Origin of the sequence: Synechococcus sp. CBW1002 (genome assembly GCF_015840915.1) — a bacterium.
Taxonomy (GTDB): domain Bacteria; phylum Cyanobacteriota; class Cyanobacteriia; order PCC-6307; family Cyanobiaceae; genus CBW1002.
The window spans coordinates 3,329,722-3,353,267 of sequence record NZ_CP060398.1; the positions used below are offsets into that span (position 1 = coordinate 3,329,722).

26 protein-coding genes are annotated in these 23,546 nt (G+C 65.1%); 20 read left to right on the top strand and 6 right to left on the bottom strand.

Annotation, left to right across the window (positions count from 1 at the left end; translation table 11 throughout):
- Positions 1-30 precede the first annotated feature (30 nt).
- The 9 genes from H8F24_RS16445 to H8F24_RS16485 all read left to right on the top strand — a co-directional run bounded on the left by H8F24_RS16445 (position 31) and on the right by H8F24_RS16485 (position 7,561).
- Complete coding sequence (locus H8F24_RS16445; RefSeq protein WP_197170274.1) at positions 31-399, top strand: 2Fe-2S iron-sulfur cluster-binding protein; 369 nt, start codon at positions 31-33, stop codon at positions 397-399.
- A complete protein-coding gene (locus tag H8F24_RS16450; protein WP_197155882.1) occupies positions 396-1,343 on the top strand; it encodes an inositol monophosphatase family protein in 948 nt (315 codons plus the stop codon). The genes H8F24_RS16445 and H8F24_RS16450 overlap by 4 nt, the downstream gene beginning before the upstream one ends.
- Positions 1,344-1,390: 47 nt before the next feature.
- A complete protein-coding gene (locus H8F24_RS16455) occupies positions 1,391-2,563 on the top strand; it encodes an ATP phosphoribosyltransferase regulatory subunit (protein WP_197155884.1) in 1,173 nt (390 codons plus the stop codon).
- Between the two features lie 74 nt (positions 2,564-2,637).
- Positions 2,638-2,862: a ferredoxin family protein gene (locus H8F24_RS16460; protein ID WP_197155886.1), complete on the top strand. Its 225-nt coding sequence runs from the start codon at positions 2,638-2,640 to the stop codon at positions 2,860-2,862.
- Positions 2,863-3,087: 225 nt separating this feature from the next.
- Entirely contained in the window at positions 3,088-5,037 is a 1,950-nt protein-coding gene (gene htpG / locus H8F24_RS16465; RefSeq protein ID WP_197170275.1) for a molecular chaperone HtpG, read from the top strand.
- A 120-nt stretch (positions 5,038-5,157) separates the two neighbouring features.
- Complete coding sequence (gene rpmB, locus H8F24_RS16470; protein WP_197155889.1) at positions 5,158-5,394, top strand: 50S ribosomal protein L28; 237 nt, start codon at positions 5,158-5,160, stop codon at positions 5,392-5,394.
- Between the two features lie 70 nt (positions 5,395-5,464).
- Entirely contained in the window at positions 5,465-6,016 is a 552-nt protein-coding gene (locus H8F24_RS16475) for a peroxiredoxin (RefSeq protein ID WP_197155891.1), read from the top strand.
- A 24-nt stretch (positions 6,017-6,040) separates the two neighbouring features.
- Positions 6,041-6,955, top strand: a complete 915-nt coding sequence (locus H8F24_RS16480) for a metallophosphoesterase (RefSeq protein WP_231597918.1) — start codon at positions 6,041-6,043, stop codon at positions 6,953-6,955.
- Positions 6,956-7,147: 192 nt separating this feature from the next.
- Positions 7,148-7,561 carry an MliC family protein gene (locus tag H8F24_RS16485; protein ID WP_231597919.1) on the top strand — a complete coding sequence of 138 codons (414 nt, stop codon included), beginning with the start codon at positions 7,148-7,150 and terminating at the stop codon, positions 7,559-7,561.
- Between the two features lie 36 nt (positions 7,562-7,597).
- Here H8F24_RS16485 and csaB read toward each other — a convergent pair whose 3' ends face one another.
- Positions 7,598-8,638, bottom strand: a complete 1,041-nt coding sequence (csaB, locus tag H8F24_RS16490) for a polysaccharide pyruvyl transferase CsaB (RefSeq protein ID WP_197170276.1) — start codon at positions 8,636-8,638, stop codon at positions 7,598-7,600.
- Positions 8,639-8,694: 56 nt separating this feature from the next.
- Between csaB and H8F24_RS16495 the strand changes: the two genes are divergently transcribed.
- Genes H8F24_RS16495 through psaK form a run of 3 tightly spaced genes read left to right on the top strand, consistent with a single transcriptional unit; the run spans position 8,695 to position 9,705 of the window.
- The gene (locus H8F24_RS16495) at positions 8,695-9,060 is read left to right on the top strand and encodes a DUF2499 domain-containing protein (protein WP_197170277.1); all 366 of its coding nucleotides are present in this window, start codon (positions 8,695-8,697) and stop codon (positions 9,058-9,060) included.
- A complete protein-coding gene (locus tag H8F24_RS16500; protein ID WP_197170278.1) occupies positions 9,057-9,392 on the top strand; it encodes a DUF3593 domain-containing protein in 336 nt (111 codons plus the stop codon). Before H8F24_RS16495 ends, H8F24_RS16500 begins: the two co-directional genes overlap by 4 nt.
- Positions 9,393-9,447: 55 nt before the next feature.
- On the top strand, positions 9,448-9,705 hold the full coding sequence (gene psaK / locus H8F24_RS16505) for a photosystem I reaction center subunit PsaK (protein WP_197155898.1): 258 nt from the start codon (positions 9,448-9,450) through the stop codon (positions 9,703-9,705).
- Between the two features lie 110 nt (positions 9,706-9,815).
- Here psaK and H8F24_RS16510 read toward each other — a convergent pair whose 3' ends face one another.
- Both H8F24_RS16510 and dxs read right to left on the bottom strand, forming a co-directional pair.
- Complete coding sequence (locus H8F24_RS16510; protein WP_231597920.1) at positions 9,816-11,015, bottom strand: NAD(P)/FAD-dependent oxidoreductase; 1,200 nt, start codon at positions 11,013-11,015, stop codon at positions 9,816-9,818.
- Positions 11,016-11,043: 28 nt separating this feature from the next.
- Complete coding sequence (dxs, locus tag H8F24_RS16515; RefSeq protein ID WP_197155899.1) at positions 11,044-12,963, bottom strand: 1-deoxy-D-xylulose-5-phosphate synthase; 1,920 nt, start codon at positions 12,961-12,963, stop codon at positions 11,044-11,046.
- An 87-nt stretch (positions 12,964-13,050) separates the two neighbouring features.
- On the opposite strand from dxs, the gene ilvA reads away from it, so the two are divergent.
- From ilvA to H8F24_RS16535, 4 genes are all read left to right on the top strand, one after another.
- Positions 13,051-14,751, top strand: a complete 1,701-nt coding sequence (ilvA, locus tag H8F24_RS16520; protein WP_197170279.1) for a threonine ammonia-lyase, biosynthetic — start codon at positions 13,051-13,053, stop codon at positions 14,749-14,751.
- Positions 14,752-14,855: 104 nt separating this feature from the next.
- Entirely contained in the window at positions 14,856-15,404 is a 549-nt protein-coding gene (scpB, locus tag H8F24_RS16525; RefSeq protein WP_197155901.1) for an SMC-Scp complex subunit ScpB, read from the top strand.
- A 24-nt stretch (positions 15,405-15,428) separates the two neighbouring features.
- Positions 15,429-15,725: a YggT family protein gene (locus H8F24_RS16530; protein WP_197155902.1), complete on the top strand. Its 297-nt coding sequence runs from the start codon at positions 15,429-15,431 to the stop codon at positions 15,723-15,725.
- Positions 15,722-16,210 (top strand): hemagglutinin, encoded by a 489-nt coding sequence (locus tag H8F24_RS16535; RefSeq protein WP_197155903.1) that lies wholly within the window; start codon positions 15,722-15,724, stop codon positions 16,208-16,210. The genes H8F24_RS16530 and H8F24_RS16535 overlap by 4 nt, the downstream gene beginning before the upstream one ends.
- A 10-nt stretch (positions 16,211-16,220) precedes the next feature.
- Here H8F24_RS16535 and H8F24_RS16540 read toward each other — a convergent pair whose 3' ends face one another.
- Together H8F24_RS16540 and H8F24_RS16545 are read right to left on the bottom strand one after the other, a co-directional pair.
- Entirely contained in the window at positions 16,221-16,742 is a 522-nt protein-coding gene (locus H8F24_RS16540; protein WP_231605313.1) for a hypothetical protein, read from the bottom strand.
- Positions 16,743-16,782: 40 nt separating this feature from the next.
- Positions 16,783-17,112: a nucleoside triphosphate pyrophosphohydrolase family protein gene (locus H8F24_RS16545; protein ID WP_197155905.1), complete on the bottom strand. Its 330-nt coding sequence runs from the start codon at positions 17,110-17,112 to the stop codon at positions 16,783-16,785.
- A 62-nt stretch (positions 17,113-17,174) separates the two neighbouring features.
- Between H8F24_RS16545 and pyk the strand changes: the two genes are divergently transcribed.
- The 4 genes from pyk (at position 17,175) to ftsH (ending at position 22,690) form a co-directional block, all read left to right on the top strand.
- Entirely contained in the window at positions 17,175-18,941 is a 1,767-nt protein-coding gene (gene pyk, locus H8F24_RS16550) for a pyruvate kinase (protein WP_197159299.1), read from the top strand.
- Between the two features lie 18 nt (positions 18,942-18,959).
- Positions 18,960-20,189 carry an ABC transporter permease gene (locus tag H8F24_RS16555; RefSeq protein WP_197155907.1) on the top strand — a complete coding sequence of 410 codons (1,230 nt, stop codon included), beginning with the start codon at positions 18,960-18,962 and terminating at the stop codon, positions 20,187-20,189.
- A gap of 144 nt (positions 20,190-20,333) precedes the next feature.
- Entirely contained in the window at positions 20,334-20,606 is a 273-nt protein-coding gene (locus H8F24_RS16560) for a DUF1830 domain-containing protein (protein ID WP_231597921.1), read from the top strand.
- A gap of 101 nt (positions 20,607-20,707) precedes the next feature.
- Positions 20,708-22,690 carry an ATP-dependent zinc metalloprotease FtsH gene (gene ftsH, locus H8F24_RS16565; protein ID WP_197155911.1) on the top strand — a complete coding sequence of 661 codons (1,983 nt, stop codon included), beginning with the start codon at positions 20,708-20,710 and terminating at the stop codon, positions 22,688-22,690.
- A gap of 235 nt (positions 22,691-22,925) precedes the next feature.
- Here ftsH and clpP read toward each other — a convergent pair whose 3' ends face one another.
- Positions 22,926-23,516 (bottom strand): ATP-dependent Clp endopeptidase proteolytic subunit ClpP, encoded by a 591-nt coding sequence (gene clpP, locus H8F24_RS16570; protein WP_197155913.1) that lies wholly within the window; start codon positions 23,514-23,516, stop codon positions 22,926-22,928.
- Positions 23,517-23,546: the final 30 nt, after the last annotated feature.

The following is a 23,546-nucleotide window of genomic DNA, read 5'->3' on the forward strand; positions in this document are numbered from 1 at the left end:
ATCGACCCCGCCCCTCCAGCGTTCCTGTTCATGACCCGCAGCCATCCGATCACGGTCCACTGGCGTCAGGCCAACCGGGTGATCCGCAGGGAGGTGCCGGAAGGGGAGTACATCCTGCGTAGCTTCGAGCAGCAGGGTGAACCGCTGCCGTTCAGTTGCCGTAACGGCTGCTGCACGGCCTGCGCGGTGCGGGTGCTGTCCGGGGAGATCGACCAGCGCGAAGCCCTGGGGCTGTCGCGGGAGCTACGCGCCAAGGGCTACGGCCTGCTCTGCGTGGCCAGGGCCCTCGGACCGCTTGAAGTCGAAACCCAGGACGAAGACGAGGTCTATGACCTGCAGTTCGGTCGGTTCTTCGGCCGTGGCAAGGTGCGTCCCGGCCTGCCCCTCGACGACGAATGAGCGGTTCCACCAGCTCCCTGCCCACCGCCCCGTCGAACGCTCGGACCGATGGTCTCGTGAGTCCGCCGCTGTCGGTGTCCGGTGACGCCCTGGCGGCCTCGGGCCTCTCCCTCGGCGAGCTGGAGCGGTTGGTGGCCATCGCCCGCCGCGCCGCCGAGGCCGGTGGCACCCAGTTGCGGCGCTTTGATGGTCAGCTCGAGCAGGTCCGCGAGAAGGGTCGCGCCGGCGATCTGGTCACCGAGGCTGATCTGGCCGCAGAAGCCGCCGTGCTGGCCTTTCTGGAGGCGGAAACACCCCAGATCGGAGTGCTGGCAGAGGAGAGCGGTCGCCGCCAACGCTCCGGCGATCTCGAGTGGTGTGTGGACCCTCTGGACGGCACCACCAACTACGCCCATGGGTTTCCTTTCTATGGCACCTCCGTGGGCCTCACCTGGCAGGGCCAGCCCCTGCTCGGCGCCCTGGCCGCACCGGGGCTCGATCAGCTCTACTGGGCCGCGCCGGGCCTGGGGGCCTGGTGCAATGGCCACCGGCTGCAGGTGAGCTGCTGCGACCGACTCAGTGACGCACTGCTGGTCACCGGCTTCGCCTACGACCGCACCAACCGCCTCGACAACAACTACGCCGAGTTCGCCTACTTCACCCACCGCAGCCACGGCGTGCGGCGCGCTGGTGCCGCCGCCCTGGATCTGGCCTTTGTGGCGGCAGGACGGCTGGACGGTTACTGGGAGCGCGGCCTGTCCCCCTGGGATCTGGCCGCCGGCGTGGTGCTGGTGGAACAGGCCGGTGGCTTGATCAGCAGCTACGACGGCAGTCCCTTCGATCTCAGCAGTGGTCGCCTGATCGCCTGCGGCCCCCAGCTGCATGGTGGCCTGGTGGCAGGCCTGGCCGCCTGCCGTCCGCTGAGCGGCGCCAGCTTCGGAGCCCCTGAGCTGGATGGCCCCTGACGGTGCGGTCCATAGGATCGCCCAGCCTTCTCCCTCGCCCGATCGCCATGGCTCTGCAACCCGCCGCCGGCGCCCGGGACCGCCACCCGCGCGAGGTGGAGAGGAACCGCAGGCTGGTGGAGCTGCTGGCTGGTGTGTTCCGCCTCTGGGGGTATCAGGAGGTGGACCCCCCCACGATCGAGCGGATCGACACCCTCGAAGCCGGTGGCGCCATCGCCGCCAGCGAGATGGTTCGGCTTGCCTCCGACGATCCGCTGGCCCTGCGTCCTGAACTGACAGCCTCGATCGCCCGGGCCGCCAGCACGCGCCTGGCCGGCCGGCCACGGCCCCTGCGGCTGTGGGCCAGCGGCAACACCTTCCGCAGCGTGATCGCCGATGGCGGCGACCAGCGGATCAGCGAACAGGTGCAATGCGGCGTGGAGCTGCTGGGGGAGCCCTCCGCCGCGGCAGACACGGAACTGCTGCATCTGCTGCTCGCCGCAGCCGCCACCCTGGGATTGCAGCCCCACCACCAGCCCCGGTTGCTGGTGGGGCACCACGGCATCCTCTCGGCCCTGCTGGCATCGATTCCTGTCGAGCTGGCTGGTGCGGTGCGACAGGCCCTCACCAGCTTCGATCCCCTCGCCCTTGACCAGCTAGCGCTGCTGGGAGGGCAGCGCAGCCAATTGCAGCAACTGATGCGGCTACGGGGAGAACCCACGGCGGTGCTGTACCAGCTCGAGCAATGGCTCGGGCCGATCGAGCCGCTCAACGAGCTCGCCCAGACCCTGGCCAGCGTTGCACCGATGGCGGCATCACTTGGAGTGGCCCTGCAACTCGATCCCACCTTTCAGCCTCACTTCGCCCTGTACGACGGCCTGGTGATCAAATTGGTCTGCCAGGCTGCAGACGCCCCCCGCGACATCGCCAGCGGGGGGCGCTACGACAAGCTCGTGGGGCGCTTCTGCAGCGATGCCGGCCAGGCGGCGGGGGTGGGTTTTGCCTTCGCGATCGATGCCATCCGTGACCTGCTGGGCAGCGCCGAGGGGCAGGCCGAGCCGCGTTGGCTGGTGAGCTGTCGCACCAGCGCTGGCCTGCCGAAGGCGTTGCAGCGGCTCCAACAACTGCACGTCGCCGAGGAAGCGGCGGAACTGGGCCCGAAATCCTGTGCCAGCCAGGCCGAGGCCGACACCATCGCCCGCGAGCGCGGCTGTCGTGGAGCCATCTGGCTGCCGGACTGAATGCCCCGGAGTGGCCGGAAGCACAGAGGCCGAAAGCCAATCCTTAGGATCAGAGCCCACCGGTTCAACCCTGCATGGCCCACACGATCGTCACCAATGTGTGCGAGGGCGTGGCCGACTGCGTCGATGCCTGCCCGGTGGCCTGCATTCATCCCGGCCAGGGGGCCAACAGCAAGGGCACGGGCTTTTTCTGGATCGACTTCGACACCTGCATTGACTGCGGCATCTGTCTGCAGGTATGCCCCGTGGAGGGGGCCATCCTTCCGGAAGAGAAACCCGAGCTCCAGCGAGCAGGCTGAGGCTGCGGGGATCCATACGGCAGCGTGTCTCCCGCTTCCCAGGCACCTGACCCCCAACAAGAACAAGACGGTTGAGAGGCCGACTCGACCTTCTCGAGTTGTGGTGGCTTCAGTGAGGTTGTCCTGATGGCATCAAGCGACAAGTTCGGAGACCCCTCCCTCTGATGGCTTGAGCAGTTCACCACCAGGCCTCTACGGTCAGCAGCAGTGATCCAAACCTGACCAATGCCGGTGCTGGAAGAGACAGGCCAGATTCAGATCCATACAGAAAACATCTTCCCGATCATCAAGAAGGCCGTCTACAGCGGTCATGAGGTGTTTCTGCGGGAACTGGTGAGCAACGGCGTCGATGCCATCAGCAAGCGCCGCATGGCCGCCATGGGCGGCGATTGCAGTGAAGGTCCGGAAGGCGAGATCCAGATCCGCATCGATCGGGACGCCAAGACCCTCACGATCAGCGACAACGGCATCGGCATGACAGCCGATGAGGTGAAGCGCTACATCAACCAGGTGGCCTTCTCCAGCGCTGAAGACTTTCTCGAGAAATACAAGCAGGAAGACGACGCCATCATCGGCCACTTCGGCCTCGGCTTCTACTCCAGTTTCATGGTGGCCAGGCAGGTGGAGCTGGTCTCGCTCAGCGCCCGCGACGGCAGCGAGGCCGTGCGCTGGAGCTGCGATGGCTCGCCCAATTTCAGCCTCGAGAGCGCTGAGCGCAGCGAGCCGGGCACCGATGTGATCCTGCACCTGATGGAGGAGGAACTCGAATACATCGAGCCCTCCCGCATCCGCACCCTGATCACCACCTACTGCGACTTCCTGCCGGTGGCGGTGCAGCTCGAGGGTGAAACGGTGAACAAGCGGGAGGCGCCGTGGCGCAGAAGCCCCCGCGAGCTGAAGGATGACGACTATATCGAGCTGTATCGGTATCTCTACCCCTTCCAGGGTGACCCGCTGCTCTGGGTGCATCTCAACACCGATTACCCCTACAACCTCCAGGGAATTCTCTACTTCCCCCGCTCCAGCGGCCGGGCCGACTGGGAGAAGGGAGAGATCCGGCTCTACTGCAACCAGGTGTTTGTGAGCGACTCCATCAAGGAGGTGGTGCCGCGCTATCTGCTGCCCCTGCGCGGCGTGATCGATTCGCCGGATATTCCCCTGAACGTGAGCCGCTCGGCCCTGCAGACCGACCGACGGGTGCGCTCGATCGGCGGTTTCGTGGCCAAGAAGGTGGGCGACAGGCTCAAGCAGCTGCATCGCGACGAACCGAAGCGCTACGCCGAGATCTGGGAATCGCTGGCCCCCTTCATCAAGATCGGTGCCATGGAAGACGAGAAGTTCGCCGACCAGGTGGCTGATCTGGTGCTGTTCGGCACCACGGCTCCTGCGGCTGAATCGCCCTCCAGCGATACCGATGACAACGCCGCTGCCGAAGCAACTGCCCTCGATCCCATCCCCACCGATGGGAAGACTTACACCACGCTCTCCGGCTATCGCAGCCGCCTCACTGCCGGCAACGACAAACGCATCCTCTACTGCACCGATGAAGCCGGCCAGGCCGGGGCACTGGCCCTGTGGCGCAGCCAGGGCGCCGAGGTGCTGCTGGCGGACACCTTCATCGACACCCAGTTCATCCCCTGGCTGGAACACCGCCACGAGGAGCTGAAATTCCAGCGGGTCGATGCCGAACTCGACGACAGCCTCAAGGAACAGGAGAGCGAGCTGGCCGATGCCGATGGCAAAGACGCCTCTGAGAAGTTGCGAGACCTGTTCCGCAGTGCCCTGAACGACGACAGGGTGACCATCCAGGTGCAGGCCCTCAAGGGCGACAGTGCCCCGGCCGCCCTGATCCTGTTGCCGGAACAGATGCGCCGTATCAACGACATGGGCGCCCTGATGGAGCAGCGCCTGCCGGGATTGCCCGATCATCACGTGCTGGTGATCAACCGCCGTCACCGGCTTGTGGAGGGCCTGCTGAAGCTCTCCGCTGGCGCGGTTCTCACCTCGCCCGCCGCTGCGGCCAGCTCCCCCAGTCAGCAACTCTCCAGCGACCTGAGCCGCCATATCTATGAGCTGGCCCGATTGGCTGTGGGAGGTCTGGAGCCGAATCAGCTGGCGGGCTTCCAGCAGCGCAGCGGTGATCTGATGGGCCGGCTGATGGAACGGGGCCTCTGAAGCTGAATCCGGCCCTCCGGGCCAGCTTGAACCGGGGCCCCAACCATGCCTGGGGCCCCTTTGGTAAGATCTTCGCTTGGGCGTTGATGCCCGAGCGTTGTGTTGTTTCGGTAGAACGTCATGTCCCGGGTTTGTCAGCTCACCGGCAAGCGCGCCAACAACGGGATGGCCGTCAGCCACTCCCACGTGCGCACCAAGAAACTTCAGCAGGTGAACCTCCAGGAGCGACGCCTGTGGTGGGCCGAGGGCAAACGCTTCGTGAAGCTGCGGGTCTCCACCCGTGCCCTCAAGACCATTCAGAAGAAAGGCCTGGGTGCCTATGCCCGCGAACTGGGGGTCAACCTGGCCAAAATCTGAAGAGCATCGGCTCCGGCCGCTCTGCTGGGGCAGCTGAGGCTGACGCCGCCATCAAGTTCTGAATCCTGCCATGCATCGCCGACCCCTTCTTCAAGGCCTGGCCATGGCGGCTCTTGGCCTGCTTGGACATCCCAGGCAGGCTTTTGCAATGGGAGGCACACTTCCTTCGCTCGATACAGAGGCTCCGGCCTTTGATCTTGAGGGCGTCGTGGCTGGAGCCATCATCCACCGCAGTCTCACCGACTTCGCCGGCCGCTGGTTGGTGCTCTATTTCTATCCCAAGGATTTCACCGGCGGTTGCACGCTCGAAGCTCGTGGCTTCCAGCGTGACCTGGCCGCCTTTGCTGCGCTGGATGCCAACGTGGTCGGCATCAGCGCCGATGATCCCGAGGCCCACGCGTCCTTCTGCGACAGCGAAGGGCTGGCCTTCCCTCTGCTCTCTGATCCGGGTGGCACCGTGAGCCAACGCTACGGCTCCTGGATCCCCCCATTCTCACAACGGCATACCTTTCTGATCGATCCGGCCGGCATCCTGCGGCAGCGCTGGGTAGCGGTTCGCCCCACCCTGCACAGCCAGGAGGTGCTGGCCGCACTGCAAAGCATTCAGGGCAAACACCCCTAGGGTGTCGGCTGCGATATCCGCCCCATGGCCCCGTTCCCCCGGAGTCTGCAAGGCCAGTTGCCTCGGCTGCGCCGCCGTCAGTTGCTCAGAATGTTGCCCTCTCTGGGCATCGCCATCGCAGCAGCGCCCTGGTTCATTCCCCGGTCTGGCCGGTCTGCAAGTCAGGGCCCGCCCACCAGATTGCGGGTTCTGGCGATCGCTGACAGCGGCAGCGGCAACGCCAATCAACAGGCCGTGGCCGATCGCATGGCCGCATTGCATCGCCGAGAGCCAGTCAATCTGGTGCTGATGGGCGGAGACAACATCTATCCAGACGGCAACATCAAGCTGGTGCAGTCCACCTTTGAGCGTCCCTACCGGGCCCTGCTTCAGGCGGGGGTGCCCTTTCATGCGGTGCTGGGCAATCACGACATCCGCACCGCGAACGGCACTCCGCAGCTCCACTACAAACCCTTCGGCATGGCAGGACGGTGGTACAGCCTGCGACGAGGGCCGGTGGAGTTTTTTCTGCTCGACACCAATGGCAACGCCGACTGGAACCGACAGTTACCGTGGCTTCAGAGTGCCCTGAGCGCTTCCAAGGCCCCCTGGAAGGTGGTGGTAGGCCACCATCCGATTTACTCATCGGGTCATTACGGCGACCAGCCGCACCTGATCCATCGACTCACACCACTGTTCAAACGACACGGCGTGCAGCTGTACATCAACGGCCACGAGCACAACTACGAGCGCACAAAGCCGATTGATGGCATCACTTACCTCACGGTGGGCGGTGCTGGGGCCTGGCTTCGACCGGTCAAGGCCAACGCCCGCAGCGCCCGGGCCGCCAGTGTCTACAGCTTCGCTGAACTCGATTTCACTCCCACCCAACTTGAGCTGCGGGCCTGGGACAGCAAGGGACAGCGTATCGATCAGGTGCAACTGACGGCGCGACCCTGAGCACGAGCCCGCGTTGTCAGCTCACAATCCTCAGCCCACAATCCAGGTGCACGACTTTCAGCGGTATAGCTGCCTGGTGCATGGTCTCCAGCGGCATGCTGTCCGGCGGTCCTGCATGAAACAGCCTGGCAACCAGAACCGCACGGCCTGATCTGTCGCCATGCTGATTTTTCTCCATCCTGATCCGTCTCCATGACGACTCTCACGCTTCCGAGACTGGTCGGGTCAAGCCTTGCCCTGGGATTGATGCCGCTGTTGCCGGGCTCGGCCATAGCCAGGTCTCTGAAAGGGCCGATTCCCCTGACCGAGGCGGCACCCCTGCGTGTGGAGCTGCGTGAACAAGCCCACTATCGCTGCCGCGGCGGCGGAGAGGTGAGAGCCAGCTATTACAGCCTCAACGACGACAGCCTTGCCTTTGTCCGCCTGATTTTGCCTGGGGGGAGCCGGCAGACCCTGCCCAACATCGTCTCCGGGTCGGGTGCCCGCTACAGCGACGACGCCTCAATGGTGTGGTGGGTCAAGGGCGATGGAGCCTTCGCACAGACCCGAGGATCCGATGGCAGCTGGGAGACCAGCCTTGAGGATTGCAGGCTGAAACGCCCCTGACAATCCGCTCGTGTCAGCAGCCATGCCACTCGCGATTCAGTGGAGGGCCTCGACCAGGAGCTGCTGGTGAACAGCTGCGTCAGCGCGCTGAGCTTCGATGCGCTCGCGCTCCATCGGCACATCCAGCACGGCGCGCCAGGAGGCGAGAAGGGCAGCAGAGTCGGGCAGATCAGCCAGATCCTGACAAGGACAACCGATCGCCGCTGCGGCAACGGCCACCTTGGGGTCATAGCTGAGAGCCGCACAGGGAGCTCCGGACAGGGCCGCCAGGATCAGTCCATGCAGGCGCATGGCAATCACCAGACCGGCCTGGGCGAACACGGCCATCGCCTCCTCTGGACAGTGCACCGTCAGCTCGCGGCTGCGCTCCAGCAAGGCTGGCGGCACCAATCCTTCAGCCTCAAGACGGGCCAGCAGGCCCTGGTCCTGGTGCCGGTGAAACGGCATCCACAGCACGGTGCGATCGGCCGAGAGGGCCAGGGCCGCGGCTGCCTCGAGGTAGGGCCGCCAGGCCTCGCCCCGCAGCTGCACCACTGGTCGCCAGCAGAGCACGATCGGCCGCTCCTGCGGAGACGCAGAAGGAGCTGTGACCGCCAGGCCCCAGACCGGGTCGCTGCCCACCAGACCCTTGGCACCCAAGCGTCTGGCCAGGCTGGCGGAGTCCGGGTCTCGCCAGCTGATCGCCGTGGCCCTGGGCAGGACCAACCCCACCAGGGCGCGACTGCAACGGCGGCGCAGGGGTCCGAGGCCCTGACCCCAGAGGATCACCGGTTTCCCCTGCCAGCGGGCCTTGAGGATCAGAGCGGCGTAATACAGAAGGCTGCGAAAGCTGGTGGAGTCCTGCAGCAGGCTGCCGCCGCCGAACACCAGGGCATCGCAGCGATCCAAGGCCCGCAGCACCCCCGCCACCCCCCGGCGCTGCACCGTCTTCACACCGAATCGGTGCTGAACCTCGGCTTCGTCGTGGGCGGTGACCAGGGCGCTCCAACCCGAGGGAAGCTGGGCCAGCAGGGCCTGAAGCAGGGCGTCGTCGCCGAGGTTGTGCTCGCCGTAATAACCGCAGAGCAGGGCCTGCATGGAACACGCACCCGGGCAGGCTCCGTACATTACGGATCACCGCGGGCTCCCTTGCCATGCATGCCCTGTCCCTGCCCACCTGGTGGATCCACATCACCTCGGTGCTGGAGTGGATGGCGGCGATCGTGGCGGTGGTGGTCTGGGGACGTCGCCGCCAGGAGGGGGGCTGGCGCTGGCTGGCACTGGCGATGCTGCCGGCCCTGGTGAGCGCCATGGCGGCCTGCACCTGGCACCTGTTCGACAACACCCCGGCCCTGGATGGGCTGGTGGTCTTTCAGGCGGGATGCACCGCCCTCGGTAATTCCGCCCTGGCGCTGGCGGCCTGGAATCTCTGGCGCCACCAGCCCCTGCCGGCCAGTGCCGCCGACGTCTCACCCCCCGGAACCGTCATCAGCCCCACCCTGCCGACCAGCCAGCCATGAGCGTTCTGACCCTGCTGGCCCAGATCGATCCGGCACCCCTGTTCGTGCTCTCCCTGCTGCCCTATCTGGCCTTTCTCTGGTGGGCGTCAAGGATCCGTGGATTCCCGCGCCTGGCCCTGCGCGGCTTCCAGGCCACGCTTCTGTTCGTGGCGATCACGATCGTGGCGGCGGTGATCGCCCAGGTGCGCTTCGGCGACCAGCTCGCCAACGTCGACCTGCTCCACGGCGGGGCTGAGAGCTTCCTCACGATCAGCAACCTGCTGGTGCTGCTGGGCTTCGCCGGCGTGGGCAGCGTCCGCCAAGGCAGCGCCGGCGGCATGAACAAGTCTTAAGGGGAATCGGCTGAAGGCCGCGCTGCCCGGAAGATGGGTCGTCGGCTTTTGCTTCATGATCGCTCCGCTTCTGGCTCTGGCCCCTGCCTCTATCTCCTGGTCCCCGAAAGTGGCCCTGGTGATGATCGTCTGCAACGTGATCGCCATCGCGATCGGCAAGGCCACCATCCAACAGCCCAATGTGGGCGCCCAACTGCCCAACTCCGCCATGTTCGGCGGCATGAGCCATGCCTCCCTGCTGGCCACCACCAGCCTGGGTCACATCTTCGGCATCGGCGCCATCCTCGGATTGGCCTCCCGCGGCGTGGTCTGAACCCGCCGATTGAGATCGCAGGCCAGAGACCTGGCCTGCCTGCGGTCCCAAGGGACCGCATTTTTGATGGGAACCAGACCGAGACGGAATCCAGCCAGACGTCGACGTCGTCAGCGCCAGCCCAGCAGATAGGGCAACGCCCGCAGGCCATACCGCTCAAAGCAGTAGTCGAACAGCAGGGCGGAAAGATCGGCGGCCTCGCAGGTCTCGAGGCCGGCCAGCAACCTCTCCAGACGGTGATCAGCACGGCGATCCCGCAACGCCAGCCAGGTGCGCCGTGCCAGCCGGCCACTCAGGGGCCAGCGCCAGCCGAAGTGCCTGCTCAGCTGCCGCTGGTAGCGCCGCCGCAGGCGATCAGGATCACGCTCCTGCAACAGCAGCGGCGCCAGCAGGCCAGCGCTGGCCAGCGCATGGCGAATCCCCTCACCACCGAGCAGGTTGGCGGTGCTCACCGCATCACCCAGGCCGATCAGGCGTCCGCGGCCATGGGGCTCACGGCGATCGATACGGCTGCGAATCAGGCCGCCGTGGCGGTCCAGCACCCGGGCACCGTCCAGATCCAGGCGGCACAGCAGGGTCTGCAGATCAGGCCCAAGGGGACGCTGGCGGCTGGAGGAGGAGGCACAGAGCGGCTGATCCAGGCGGCAGACCCCCAGCTTCAGCCGGCCGCATTGCATCGGGAACACCCAGCCGTAGCCCTGAGGCACCCAGTCGCTGCCGAGCAGGAAGGTGAGTTGATCGGCCCAGCGCTGCGCCGGCGAAGGATCCACCTGCAGCAGCCATTCCACGCCACGCCCCACCACCAGCTCTGACGGATCGCCCAGCAGGGCGCGCCCCTGGCCGCTGGCATCCACCACCCAGCTGCTGCGCACAACCACAGGGCAACCATCACTGCGGCGCAGGTGGGTGAGCAGACCACCAGACACCTCCTGACAGCCAAGGGCCCGAAGGCCCAGCTCAACGCGTCCCCCCCAGCAGCGGCACTGCTCCGCCAACCAGAGCCGCAGGGCGCCGAAGTCGAGCACGACCCCCAGGGGTACGGCCGAGCTCCAGTGGCGCGAGGCCTGGGCTGGACCGATCAACTGCCAGCTGCGCCAGCGGCTGGCCACGACTTCAGCCGGCAGGCCAAACGATGCCACAGCCTCGATCGGCAGGGCAGCACTGCTGAAGGCCGCCCGCCTCAGATCGGGCAGCTGATCCACCAGCAGCACATCCACACCGTGGCTCGCGAGCAGCCGGGCCAGGTGGCCCCCAGACGGCCCTGCTCCAACGATCAGCACGTCGCAGGTGAGATGCTCGCCGTCGATCACGGCACAGCCGTTCTGTGATGCACCCGGCTCAGACCGGAAGCGCCTGGCGTTCCGCGGTCACGAAGACGCCCGCAAAGCGCTGCTGGATCCGCTCCGCCATCTGGGGTGGCGTCAGACCCAGGGTCAGCTTGCTCTGCTCCGGGGTGGCGTGATCCACCAGCACGTCAGGAATGCCGAGGCGCAGCACCGGTACCAGCACATCGTGATCGTTGAGACTCTCGACCACGGCCGCACCGAAGCCACCGGGCAGGGCACCCTCCTCCATGGTCACCACCCGACCGATGCGGCGAGCCAGCGGCAGGATCAGGGCTTCATCAAGGGGGCGAAGGAAACGGGCATTGACCACGGCGGCCCGGATTCCCTTCTCCTGCAACAGACCGGCGGTGGCCATGGCTGGCGCCACCATGGCTCCATAGGCCACGATCAGCAGGTCGTCGCCATCGGTGAGCAGTTCACCCCGGCCGATCTCCAGAGGCTCCCAGCCCTCTTCCATCAGCGGAGCCCCCTCGCCTTCACCGCGAGGGATGCGAATCGCGCAGGGGCCGGTGTGGTGGATGGAGGTCACCAACATGCGCTGCAGTTCGGCTTCGTCCTTCGGAGCCATCACCGTGAAGTTGGGCACGGCACGCAGGTAGCTGATGTCGTACTGGCCCTGATGGGTGGGGCCGTCGGCTCCGACGATGCCGGCCCGGTCCATCACAAAGGTGACCGGCAGGTTCTGGATGCCCACATCGTGGATCAGCTGGTCATAGGCGCGCTGCAGGAAGGTGCTGTAGATCGCCACAACCGGCCGCAGCCCCTCACAGGCCATGCCGGCCGCCATGGTGACGGCGTGTTGCTCGGCGATGCCGACATCGATGTATTGCTTGGGCAGGGCCTTCTCGAGCAGATCCAGCCCGGTGCCCGTGGCCATGGCGGCGGTGATTCCCACCACCCGCGGATCCTGCTCACAGATCTTGACCAGGGTCTGACCGAAGACCTTGCTGTAACTGGGCGGCTTCGGCTTGCTGGAGGGATAGGCCTTGCCGGTTTTAAGGTCAAAGGCCGACTGGGCGTGATAGGCCACCTGATCGGCTTCGGCATAGGGATAGCCTTTGCCCTTGGTGGTGGCCACGTGCACCAGCACGGGGCCTTCAGTGCGATGAGCCAGCTCGAAGGTGCGCACCATCTCGGGGATGTTGTGGCCGTCGATCGGGCCGATGTAGGTGAAACCCAGTTCCTCGAAGACGGCACCCACCTTGGGAACGGCCAGGCGGCGCATGCCCTCCTTGATGCGCTCCAGCTCCGGGGGCAGCTCGCCATGCAGGAAGGGCAGATGGCGGATGGCCTCCTCGGCGTTGCCGGAGAGGAACTGCACCGGCGGGCTCAGCCGCATGCGGTTGAGGTAGGTGGAGAGAGCCCCCACCGGCGGGCTGATCGACATGTCGTTGTCGTTCAGCACCACCAGCAATCGGGTGCGGGGGAGATGGCCGGCGTGGTTGATCGCCTCCAGGGCCATGCCACCGGTGAGGGCGCCATCACCGATCACGGCCACACATTTGAAATCCTCGCCACGGCGATCTCGCGCCAGGGCCATGCCCAGGGCAGCCGAGATCGAGGTGGAGGCGTGGCCGGCACCGAAGTGGTCGAAGCGGCTCTCGCTGCGTTTGAGATAACCGGCCACCCCGCTCTTCTGGCGCAGGCTGTCGAAATCGTTGTAGCGGCCGGTGATCAGTTTGTGCGGGTAGGCCTGATGGCCCACGTCCCACACGACCCGGTCCTCATCGAGGTCGAGGGTCTGATAGAGGGCCAGGGTGAGTTCCACCACGCCAAGTCCAGGACCGAGGTGGCCGCCGCTGGTGGACACCACCTCCAGGTGGCGCTCCCGGATCTGTCGTGCGATCGCCTCAAGGTCAGCGGTGCTGAGCCCATGCAATTGATTGGGGTGACTCAGCTCGCTGAGATGCATGCCCTGGCTCTCTCGTGAAGGTCAATCTAGGTGGTCGTTCCCGGGGGACGGCGACATCCGCTACAGGGGGTTGCGACACTGACGCCCATGATCGACCCACGCTCCAGTGCCCCTTCATCCCGCGCCGTCGCGTCCCAGACCAGCTGCGGGCCGACCACCGACGGGCAGGCCTTCGGCAGTGATGCCAACGGCAGGGACGAGCCGTTGCCCGAAGCGAGCAGTTACCTGCAACGCATCCTGCGGGCGCGCGTCTACGACCTGGCGATCGAAACGCCACTCGATGCGGCCCCCAACCTTTCGGGCCGGCTTGAGAACACCGTGCTGCTCAAGCGCGAAGACCTGCAGCCGGTGTTCAGCTTCAAGCTGCGGGGCGCCTACAACAAGATGGCGTCGCTCTCTGCCGCCGAGCTGGAACGGGGGGTGATCGCCGCCAGCGCCGGCAACCATGCCCAGGGCGTGGCCCTCGGGGCCCGCAAGCTCGGCTGCACCGCGGTGATCGTGATGCCGGTCACCACGCCGGAGATGAAGGTGCGGGCCGTGGCGGCCCGAGGCGCCGAGGTGGTGCTGCATGGCGACAACTACGACGCGGCCTGCGCGGAAGCCCGGCGGCTGGAGATCGAGCGCGGACTCACGTTCATCCACCCTTTCGACGATCCGGAGGTGATCGCCGGCCAGGGCACGATCGCCTTTGAAATCCTGCGGCAGTGCTCCTCACCCCCCGATGCCATCTACGTGGCAGTGGGTGGCGGCGGCCTGATCGGCGGCATCGCCGCCTATGTGAAAAGCCTCTGGCCCGCTGTGGAGGTGATCGGCGTGGAACCCACCGACGCCGATGCGATGACCCGCTCCCTGGCTTGCGGGGAGCGGGTCATCCTGGAGCAGGTCGGCCTGTTCGCCGATGGGGTGGCGGTGCGGCAGGTGGGGCTGCACACCTTCGCGCTGGCGCAGCGATACGTGGATGCGATGGTGACCGTGGGCACCGACGAGATCTGCGCCGCGATCAAGGACGTGTTCGAGGACACCCGCTCGATCCTCGAGCCGGCCGGAGCCCTGGCGGTGGCCGGCATGAAGGCCGACGTGGCACGGCGGGGCCTGAAAGGGCGGACCCTGGTGGCAGTGGCCTGCGGCGCCAACATGAACTTTGATCGACTCCGCTTCGTGGCGGAACGGGCCGAACTGGGCGAGGAGCGCGAAGCGATGCTGGCCGTGGAGATTCCGGAGCGGCCCGGCAGCCTGCGTCAGTTCTGTGAGCTCCTGGGGGGGCGCAGCCTCACCGAATTCAGCTATCGCATGGCCGATCCCCGGGTGGCGCACATCTTCATCGGGGTCCAGATCCGCGGCCACCGCGACACCCGGCAGCTGATCGGGGAACTGCGAAGCGGCGGGTTCGCCTGCCTCGATCTCTCGGACAACGAACTGGCCAAGCTGCACCTGCGCCACATGGTGGGTGGACGCCTGCCCGCCGGTGCCGTAGCCGCCGCCGCCCAGAGCGAAGAACTGCTCTACCGCTTTGAGTTCCCGGAAAAACCGGGTGCCCTGATGACCTTCGTGCAGGCACTCCATGCCAGCTGGAACATCAGCATCTTTCACTACCGCAACCAGGGCGCCGACGTGGGGCGGATCGTGGTGGGTCTGCAGGTGCCTCCGAACGAGCAGGCGGCCTGGGAGCAGTTTCTGGCAGGCCTGGCCTATCGCCACTGGAACGAGACGGGCAATCCCGCCTACCGATTGTTCCTGGGAGCCGATCAACCTCCCAACAGGCTGGAGCAGCCCACGGCCGGCGAATAGGCCATGCCGAGATCGTGCAATCGGCCGCCAGAGCTGGCCTTGCCAGCTCCGCTAGGTTTCGGTGACGCCCGCAGCGCCGCCCTTTCCCCCCTGCTCTCGCGTCGATGGCCCGAGACACCCTCTCCCTGCCGGCACGCCTCGAGGCGATCCTCTATCTGAAGGGGCGCCCCCTCAGCCTGGTGGAACTGGCCGCAATCGCGGCCACCACCCCAGAAGAGACCGAACTGGGCCTCATCGCCCTGATCGCCGATTACGCCCATCGTGATACTGCCCTCGAGATCCGCCAGGAGGGCAAGCACTACGGGCTGCAGCTCAAGGACAGCCTCGGCGATCTGGTCCAGAGCCTTCTGCCGGTGGACCTGTCCACCGCCGCCCTGCGTACCCTGGCCACGATCGCGCTGAAGAAGCGACTGCTGCAGTCCGATCTGGTGGAGCTGCGTGGCTCCGGCGCCTACGACCACATCAAGGAACTGCTCGCTCAGAATTTCATTGAACGGAAACGCCAGAGTGATGGGCGCTCCTACTGGATCAGCCTGAGCGAGAAGTTTCACCGTACCTTCGCCGTGCTGCCGGCCCGGGCCGACGAGCAGGGAGCGGCGAACGGGGAATCCCCACCGTCTCCGGATCGGGCTCCGGATCAGAAGGCTGCATAGAGTCGAGCAGACGGCACCCGACCCATGGAAATCCTCAGCCTGCTGCTGGCCGTTCTGGCCAGAACCCTTGAGATCTACACGCTGATCCTGCTGGTGCGGGTCCTGCTGAGCTGGTTCCCCAACCTGGACTGGAGCAACCCGCTGCTCTCCACCGTGAGCTCGATCACCGATCCCTACCTCAATGCCTTCCGGGGCCTGATCCCACCCCTGGGTGGCCTCGACCTGTCGGCGATTCTGGCCTTCATCGCCCTGCAACTGCTCCAGAGCCTGCTGGGCGGTGCCAGCGCCTCGCTGATGGCCCAGGCGTCGATGTACGGATGACCCTCACCTTCGTTCCGATCCACGTCTTCCGGCACACCCCGCTGGTGACCTTCTTCGATGCCAGCGTTCCCCACAGCAATGGCACCGACGTGGTGGTCCACGAGGGTCCGGCTGTCTCTCCCCCCGACGACGAGGACTTTTTTCAGTTCTACCGGCACCAGCATCAGGTGGATCACAACCTGGTGCTCAGTGGCAGCCGCACCTTCGTGCTGCTCAACCCCTCCTGGGATCAGCCGCACCATGTCGTGCATCTGCAGCGGGCCATGGGTGCCCTGCAGATCCCGATCGGCACCCTGCATCGCTCGTTTTCGGGGGAAGAGGGCAGCATCGTGCTGAACCAGTCGGTGCGGGATCCCCAGTTCAGCTACGCCACTGAATTCATCCCGTTGAGCCTGCGGCAGCGGCAGGATCTTCAGGAACTGCTGGCCTTGAGTCCGTGGATCTGGAGCTGGCGCGATGGCCATATCCACCGCGACCACCCCTGAGCAGCAACACTCAGGCAGGGTCGACAGGATCCAGGGCCTGCTCAAGCGGCAGCAGTTCATCGTTCTCACCCGCACGCCGCCGCACGGGCGCGCTGAATCCCCGCGCCTTGACATGGCGAACCTGCAGCGGGCCAGGGGTTCCAGCCGGCACAGCCAGACGCAGAGCGAAGGCGGAGTCGCCGGGCGGCACATCACCGATCGAGCCCACCCGGGTGCGGTTCTGGAGCACCGGCTCGCCACTGGCATCGAGAATCACGGCGTAGACATCCGTATCCACCACCGCCCGACGGCTGGGGTTTGCCACCACGCCCCGCAACGCGTAACAACTGGCTGTGCCGCTGCGTCCCTGCTCCGGCTGGGCACCCACATCACTGCGGGGGCAGGGCTCCAGAACCACCTCGCGCACGCCCAGCTCGGCCGCCAGCGCAGGGGCGACCCCCCCCAGCAATGAGCCCAGCAGCAGCCCCACGACCAAAGCATGCCGCAGGACGCGCAAGGACGTTTCCCAGGACGCCGCCAGGACGCGGTGCATGGCAGAGACGCAAACTGCCTTCCGGTCTACCGAATCCGCCCTAGCGATCGTCGCCGCTGCCGCCGATCACGTCGCGGGCTGCCCGGCTGGCCAGTTTGGCGAGATTGGCGGTGGCCACCTCCTCCAGATCGAAATCCAGTTCGGTGGCCAGTTGAGCCACGTACCACAGAACATCCCCCAGCTCCGCCTTGAGGCCCTCCCGCACGGCGGCGTCGAACACACCACCGCGATCCCGCAGCACCTTCTTCACCTTGTCGGCCACCTCGCCGGCCTCACCGCAGAGGCCGAGGGTGGGATAGATCGGGTTGGCACCAGCATCGGGGTAACGGGCCGTGGCCCGGGAGCGCTGCTGATAGCTGCGCAAATCCATGACTGGAGATCGTCAGGTTGGATGGTAGTTTCCGGCTGTCACCGATGGTTCTGTCCGGTCCCATGCGTCGCACCAAGATCGTGGCCACCATCGGGCCCGCCACCGAATCGCCGGAACGGCTCAGGCAACTGATCGAAGCCGGTGCCACCACCTTCCGGCTCAATTTTTCCCACGGCGATCACGCCGACCATGCCACCCGGATCGCCACCATCCGGCAGGTGGCGCATCAGATGGGAGCCAACATCGGCATCCTTCAGGATCTGCAGGGTCCGAAGATCCGCCTGGGGCGCTTCGTTGGCGGCCCCATCACGTTGGCGAACGGTGATCGCTTCAGTCTCACCTCCAGGGATGTGAGCTGCGACCAGACCATCGCCACCGTCACGTACAACAAACTCGCCGACGAAGTGCCCTGCGGCAGCCGCATCCTCCTCGATGACGGCCGGGTCGAGATGCTGGTGGAGGAGGTGGATCAGGCCGAGCAGACCCTTCACTGCAGCGTCACGGTCGGCGGGGTTCTCTCCAACAACAAGGGGGTCAACTTCCCCGATGTGCAGCTTTCGATCCGAGCCCTCACCGACAAGGATCGCGAAGATCTGACCTTCGGACTGCAGCAGGGCGTCGACTGGGTGGCTCTGAGCTTTGTGCGCAACCCCTCCGACATGCAGGAGATCCGCGATCTGATCCACAGCCAGGGTCACAACACGCCGGTGGTGGCGAAGATCGAGAAGTTCGAGGCGATCGATCAGATCGACGCCATCCTTCCCCTCTGTGACGGGGTGATGGTGGCCCGTGGTGATCTCGGTGTGGAGATGCCAGCTGAGGAAGTGCCGTTGCTTCAGAAGGAGCTGATCCGCAAGGCCAACAGCCTCGGCATCCCGATCATCACGGCCACCCAGATGCTCGATTCGATGGCGTCCAGCCCCAGGCCCACCCGCGCCGAGGTGAGCGATGTGGCCAATGCCATCCTCGACGGCACCGATGCGGTGATGCTCTCCAACGAGACAGCCGTGGGGGACTTCCCGGTGGAAGCTGTGGCCACCATGGATCAGATCGCGCGACGCATCGAGCGCGATTACCCGCGCCGCACGCTTGACAGCCATCTGGCCAACACAATCCCCAACGCCATCAGCCAGGGGGTGAGCAGCATCGCCCGCCAGCTTGGTGCTTCCGCGATCCTGACGCTCACCAAGAGCGGCGCCACCGCTCGCAATGTCAGCAAGTTCAGGCCGAGCACACCGATCCTGGCAATCACCGGTGACGTGGCGGTCGCACGGCAACTGCAACTGGTCTGGGGCGTGACGCCCCTGCTGGTGAAGGAGCAGAACTCCAGCACCAGCACCTTCAGCATGGCGATGGGCATCGCCCGCGAGATGGCTCTGCTCAGCGATGGCGATCTGGTGGTCCAGACCGCCGGCACCCTGGCTGGCATCAGTGGCTCCACCGACTTCATCAAGGTGGGGATCGTCTCGGCAGTGCTGGGCAGGGGCACCGGCGTCGGTGGCGGCTCGGTGAGTGGCCGGGTACGGCTGGCCAGAACCCCGGAAGAGGCCGCCATGCTGCAGGTGGGTGAAATTCTGGTGGTGCCGGAAACCTCCGCCGCCTATGTGGATGCGATCCGCAAGGCCAAGGGGATGATCACCGAAACCGAGGGAAGCGACAGCCATGCCGCCGTGATCGCCGAACGGATCGGCATCCCGGCGATCGTGGGTGTGATCAATGCCACCACGGATCTGCGACAGGGGGAGATCGTCACCCTGGATGTTCCGGAGGGGTTGGTGCACCGTGGTGCTCGCAGCCACAACGCCGACGGTTATCGGTCCATCCTGTAGGTCGGCTGCATCCCCTCCATGGCCTCGAGACTTCCGCTGGCCGAAACGGTCGGGATGGCGCTCACCACCCTGCGCTCCAACCGGCTGCGCAGCCTGCTCACCATGCTCGGCATCGTGATCGGCAATGCCTCGGTGATCAGCCTGGTGGGGGTGGGTCAGGGAGCCCAGAACCTGGCCGAAGGCCAGCTCAGCACCCTCGGAGCCAACGTGCTGTTTGTGGTGCCGGGCAATAACGACACCCGTCGTCAGGGCATCGACTTCCCCAAAACGCTGGTGCTGGAGGATGCCGAAGCGATCGCCTCCCAGGTGCCGAGCGTGCGGCGGGTCGCCCCCCAGATCACCCTCAGCGAAGTCATCCAGGCAGGCGGTCTGAGCACCTCCGCGTCTGTGTCGGGGGTGACGCCGGAATTCCTGACCGTACGCAGCTTTGATCTCGCCCAGGGCCGGTTCTTCAACAGCGGCGATCTGAGCTCCGCACGCAATGTGGCCGTGATCGGCCCCGATCTGCGTGACAAGCTCCTGCCCACCGGAGGCGCGATCGGCCGGCAACTGCGCATCCGCGATCAGTCGTTTGAGGTGATCGGCGTTCTGGGGGCCAAGGGGGCCGTGTTCGGCTCCAATCAGGACGAAGCCGCCTACGTACCCCTGACCACCATGGTGAGCAAACTGAGCGGCCGTGATCCCACCTATGGAGTGAGTCTCAACTTCATCAGCGTGGAAGCCCGCGACGACGACAGCATCAACGCCGCCAAGTTTCAGATCACCAACCTGCTGCGCCAGCGCCACCGCCTGCTGCGGGAGGACGACTTCGCCGTGCGCACCCAGAAGGATGCCCTGACGATCGTGAGCACGATCACTGGTGGGCTGACCCTGATGCTGGCGGCGATCGGGGCCGTCTCTCTGCTCGTGGGCGGCATCGGCATCATGAACATCATGTTGGTGTCGGTCAGCGAACGCACCCAGGAGATCGGCCTGCGCAAGGCGCTGGGTGCTCGCAGCAGCGACGTGCTGCGTCAGTTTCTGGTGGAATCCCTGGTGCTCTCCAGCCTCGGCGGCGTGATCGGCAGTGCCGTGGGACTGGCGGCGGTGGCCGCGGTGGCAACCTTCACACCCCTACCGGCGGCTGTGGGCGCTGGAACGGTGCTGATCACCGTGGGGTTGTCGGGATCAATCGGCCTGTTCTTCGGCGTCGTCCCGGCCAGGCGGGCAGCACGGCTGGATCCGATCGTGGCGCTTCGCAGTCTGTAGGGCTCCCCTGCCAACCCCGCGGATGCCCGATCAAGACCGAAGAAACTGTTAAACCCGAAAAAGCGTGGCCATGGTCACCAAACCGAGACGGGGTTAATGGGTTGATGGTTCCAAGAATCCCACCTGTCTCTGGCCTTGGAACTGATGTCCTGTGGATATCGCAACACCACAGAGCGCATGGTGATCGTGCGCTGCTGTGGACCGGATCAGTTTTACCTGGAACGCGTGGTGTTCCCCTTTGAGCTGCTCAGCTTTCACTGCCCCCCCGAGGGCGACGTGGAAATCTGGACCCATGGGCTCGGGGGACCGGAACTTCTGGAGCGTCTTCAGGGTCGTGAACTGCTGATCGAACAGCCCTTCAGCCCAACCACCATGAACCTGACCCCCGCGCCCACCCCCTGGCTTCAGACCGGCTGATCCAGCTTCAGCGCTGGCCACGCGATGGCAAGGAGCATTTGAAGAACTTTCTCCAGTTGGCGCTGTCGCAGCGTTACAGTTGGTAAGAATTACTCTCAGGTATGAACCAGCGCTGGCGTCTGATCGCTCTCTGGCTGCTACCGCTGGCTGTGGCCGGCTTTCTCGCCTGGCAACTGCTTGGCAGCGGGGTCACTTCCCGGCTCCAGCCCGATGGCACCGCAGCGGCACCCCGAAACACGGCGGTGGCCCGCATGAGTTATGGGCGGTTTCTCGACTATGTCGATGCCGGTCGTGTGACGGCCGTCGACATTTTTGATGGAGGCCGCAGTGCCGTGATCGAAGCTGTTGACCCCGACCTTGACAACAGGGTTCAGCGCCTCAGGGTTGATCTGCCCGGGGTGGCACCTGAGCTGGTGAACAAGCTCAAGGAGCAAGGCATCAGCTTTGACATTCATCCTCCAAAGAATGCTCCTCCTGTTCTGGGCCTGCTCGGCAATCTGCTCTTTCCGCTCCTCCTGATCGGCTCGCTGATCTTCCTGGCCCGTCGCTCCTCGGGCATGCCTGGTGGTCCTGGCCAGGCGATGCAGTTCGGCAAGACCAAAGCCCGTTTCGCCATGGAAGCCGAAACCGGCGTCAAATTCGACGATGTGGCCGGTGTGGAAGAAGCCAAACAGGATCTCCAGGAGGTCGTGACCTTTCTGAAGACCCCTGAACGCTTCACCTCGGTCGGGGCCAAGATTCCCAAGGGTGTGCTTCTGGTGGGCCCTCCCGGCACCGGCAAAACTCTGCTCGCCAAGGCGATCGCTGGGGAGGCAGGCGTGCCGTTCTTCTCGCTTTCAGGATCCGAGTTCGTCGAGATGTTCGTTGGCGTCGGAGCCAGCCGTGTGCGTGACCTCTTCAAGCGCGCCAAGGAAAACAGTCCGTGTCTGATCTTTATCGACGAGATCGATGCGGTGGGTCGTCAGCGCGGCGCCGGCATCGGAGGCGGCAACGACGAGCGGGAGCAGACCCTCAACCAGCTGCTCACTGAGATGGACGGCTTTGAGGGGAACAGCGGCATCATCATCATCGCTGCCACCAACCGAGCGGATGTCCTCGATTCAGCCCTGATGCGACCGGGTCGCTTCGACCGTCAGGTTCAGGTGGATGTCCCTGACATCAAAGGTCGTCTCGCTGTGCTGAAGGTTCACAGCCGCGACAAAACCCTCGCCGATGATGTGAGTCTTGAGACCATTGCCCGCCGCACCCCCGGCTTCTCCGGCGCTGATCTCGCAAATCTGCTCAATGAGGCTGCCATCCTGACGGCCCGTCGCCGCAAACAGGCCACCGGCCTCGCCGAGATTGACGACGCTGTTGATCGGGTGATTGCCGGTATGGAGGGCAAACCACTCACCGATGGGCGCAGCAAACGGCTGATTGCCTACCACGAAGTTGGCCATGCCTTGGTGGGAACCCTTGTCAAAGCCCATGACCCTGTGCAGAAGGTCACCCTGATCCCTCGCGGTCAGGCCCAGGGGCTCACCTGGTTCTCTCCGGATGAGGAGCAGATGCTGGTAAGCAGGGCACAGCTGCGGGCCCGCATCATGGGGGCCCTGGGTGGTCGAGCCGCAGAGGATGTGGTGTTCGGCCACTCGGAGGTCACCACGGGAGCCGGTGGTGACATTCAGCAGGTGGCCTCCATCGCCCGCCAGATGGTGACCCGCTTCGGCATGAGTGATCTGGGCCAGGTGTCGTTTGAGGCCGGTAATCAGGAGGTATTCCTGGGCCGTGACCTGATGACCCGCAATGATGGCTCCGATCGGCTGGCCAGCAAGATCGATGACGCCGTTCGCCAGATCGTGCAGACGGCTTACGCCGAAACGGTGGCCTTGGTGGCCCAGCACCGAGACTGCATGGATCGAGTGGTTGAACTTCTGATCGAAAAAGAATCCCTCAATGGTGACGAGTTCCGTGCCATCGTTTCGGAATTTGCTCAGATTCCCGAGAAAGAGCGCTTCTCTCCACTGCTGCAGAGCGAGGCTCTAAACCAGGACAGCGCTTCTAGCCCTGGAGGTATTGAGCCGGAACCAGCTGTTCAGGCATGAGCATTTTCGGCGGCTGCCTTTGAGGACCAGCTAAGCGACATCAGAATTTGAACGTCACCCATAAAAAGCCCGCCATATGGCGGGCTTTTTCGTTGCGATTGGGTGGAAGAAGCCCTGTGTTCAGTACAGCGTCGTAGAGACGCAGAGTGACTCAACGACTCAGGGCGAATCTCGAAGCAGGATCTTCAGGGCAGCGAGCTGAGCGGGAAGCAGGACCCATCGCCGAAAACAGGGCTCAGAGGGCACGGACTGGGCGCTTGTCAATGACCTTGTCGATCAGGCCATAGTCGACAGCCTCGGCTGGAGACATGAAGAAATCGCGATCCGTGTCTTCCTCAATGCGGGGGAGGGGCTGGCCTGTGCGATCGGAAAGCTCCTGGTTGAGCTTCTTTTTGAGATAAAGAATTTCATCCGCCTGAATCCGGATGTCACTGGCCTGGCCGCGGGCACCACCCAGGGGCTGGTGAATCATGATCCTGGAATGGGTGAGGCTGCTGCGCTTGCCCTTGGTGCCAGCGCAGAGCAGGAACGCACCCATCGAGGCCGCCAGGCCAAGACACACGGTCTGCACATCTGGTTTGATGTGCTGCATCGTGTCGAAGATGCCGAGGCCATCGTAGACGGAACCTCCTGGAGAGTTGATGTAGAGGAAAATGTCCTTGTCCGGGTCCTCGGCTTCGAGGAACAGAAGCTGGGCCACCACACGGTTGGCAGATTCGGCCGTGACGGGTTCGCCAAGGAAGATGATCCGCTCGCGCAACAGGCGCGAGTAGATGTCAAAGGCGCGCTCTCCCCGTCCCGACTCTTCGATCACGATCGGGATCATGGGCTGGGAACGATGGCTGGCGCGATCCTA

What these genes read in the sequence shown, in the direction of transcription:
- H8F24_RS16480 (WP_231597918.1), top strand. Translation starts at nt 6,041, where the DNA reads ATGGCCCCGTTCCCCCGGAGTCTGCAAGGCCAGTTGCCTCGGCTGCGC.
- H8F24_RS16455 (WP_197155884.1), top strand. Translation starts at nt 1,391, where the DNA reads ATGGCTCTGCAACCCGCCGCCGGCGCCCGGGACCGCCACCCGCGCGAG.
- H8F24_RS16540 (WP_231605313.1), bottom strand. Translation starts at nt 16,742, where the DNA reads ATGCACCGCGTCCTGGCGGCGTCCTGGGAAACGTCCTTGCGCGTCCTG.
- H8F24_RS16500 (WP_197170278.1), top strand. Translation starts at nt 9,057, where the DNA reads ATGAGCGTTCTGACCCTGCTGGCCCAGATCGATCCGGCACCCCTGTTC.
- ftsH (WP_197155911.1), top strand. Translation starts at nt 20,708, where the DNA reads ATGAACCAGCGCTGGCGTCTGATCGCTCTCTGGCTGCTACCGCTGGCT.
- H8F24_RS16450 (WP_197155882.1), top strand. Translation starts at nt 396, where the DNA reads ATGAGCGGTTCCACCAGCTCCCTGCCCACCGCCCCGTCGAACGCTCGG.
- H8F24_RS16485 (WP_231597919.1), top strand. Translation starts at nt 7,148, where the DNA reads ATGACGACTCTCACGCTTCCGAGACTGGTCGGGTCAAGCCTTGCCCTG.
- dxs (WP_197155899.1), bottom strand. Translation starts at nt 12,963, where the DNA reads ATGCATCTCAGCGAGCTGAGTCACCCCAATCAATTGCATGGGCTCAGC.
- psaK (WP_197155898.1), top strand. Translation starts at nt 9,448, where the DNA reads ATGATCGCTCCGCTTCTGGCTCTGGCCCCTGCCTCTATCTCCTGGTCC.
- H8F24_RS16545 (WP_197155905.1), bottom strand. Translation starts at nt 17,112, where the DNA reads ATGGATTTGCGCAGCTATCAGCAGCGCTCCCGGGCCACGGCCCGTTAC.
- csaB (WP_197170276.1), bottom strand. Translation starts at nt 8,638, where the DNA reads ATGCAGGCCCTGCTCTGCGGTTATTACGGCGAGCACAACCTCGGCGAC.
- scpB (WP_197155901.1), top strand. Translation starts at nt 14,856, where the DNA reads ATGGCCCGAGACACCCTCTCCCTGCCGGCACGCCTCGAGGCGATCCTC.
- clpP (WP_197155913.1), bottom strand. Translation starts at nt 23,516, where the DNA reads ATGATCCCGATCGTGATCGAAGAGTCGGGACGGGGAGAGCGCGCCTTT.
- H8F24_RS16530 (WP_197155902.1), top strand. Translation starts at nt 15,429, where the DNA reads ATGGAAATCCTCAGCCTGCTGCTGGCCGTTCTGGCCAGAACCCTTGAG.
- rpmB (WP_197155889.1), top strand. Translation starts at nt 5,158, where the DNA reads ATGTCCCGGGTTTGTCAGCTCACCGGCAAGCGCGCCAACAACGGGATG.
- H8F24_RS16555 (WP_197155907.1), top strand. Translation starts at nt 18,960, where the DNA reads ATGGCCTCGAGACTTCCGCTGGCCGAAACGGTCGGGATGGCGCTCACC.
- ilvA (WP_197170279.1), top strand. Translation starts at nt 13,051, where the DNA reads ATGATCGACCCACGCTCCAGTGCCCCTTCATCCCGCGCCGTCGCGTCC.
- H8F24_RS16445 (WP_197170274.1), top strand. Translation starts at nt 31, where the DNA reads ATGACCCGCAGCCATCCGATCACGGTCCACTGGCGTCAGGCCAACCGG.
- pyk (WP_197159299.1), top strand. Translation starts at nt 17,175, where the DNA reads ATGCGTCGCACCAAGATCGTGGCCACCATCGGGCCCGCCACCGAATCG.
- H8F24_RS16495 (WP_197170277.1), top strand. Translation starts at nt 8,695, where the DNA reads ATGCATGCCCTGTCCCTGCCCACCTGGTGGATCCACATCACCTCGGTG.
- H8F24_RS16535 (WP_197155903.1), top strand. Translation starts at nt 15,722, where the DNA reads ATGACCCTCACCTTCGTTCCGATCCACGTCTTCCGGCACACCCCGCTG.
- htpG (WP_197170275.1), top strand. Translation starts at nt 3,088, where the DNA reads ATGCCGGTGCTGGAAGAGACAGGCCAGATTCAGATCCATACAGAAAAC.
- H8F24_RS16475 (WP_197155891.1), top strand. Translation starts at nt 5,465, where the DNA reads ATGCATCGCCGACCCCTTCTTCAAGGCCTGGCCATGGCGGCTCTTGGC.
- H8F24_RS16560 (WP_231597921.1), top strand. Translation starts at nt 20,334, where the DNA reads ATGTCCTGTGGATATCGCAACACCACAGAGCGCATGGTGATCGTGCGC.
- H8F24_RS16460 (WP_197155886.1), top strand. Translation starts at nt 2,638, where the DNA reads ATGGCCCACACGATCGTCACCAATGTGTGCGAGGGCGTGGCCGACTGC.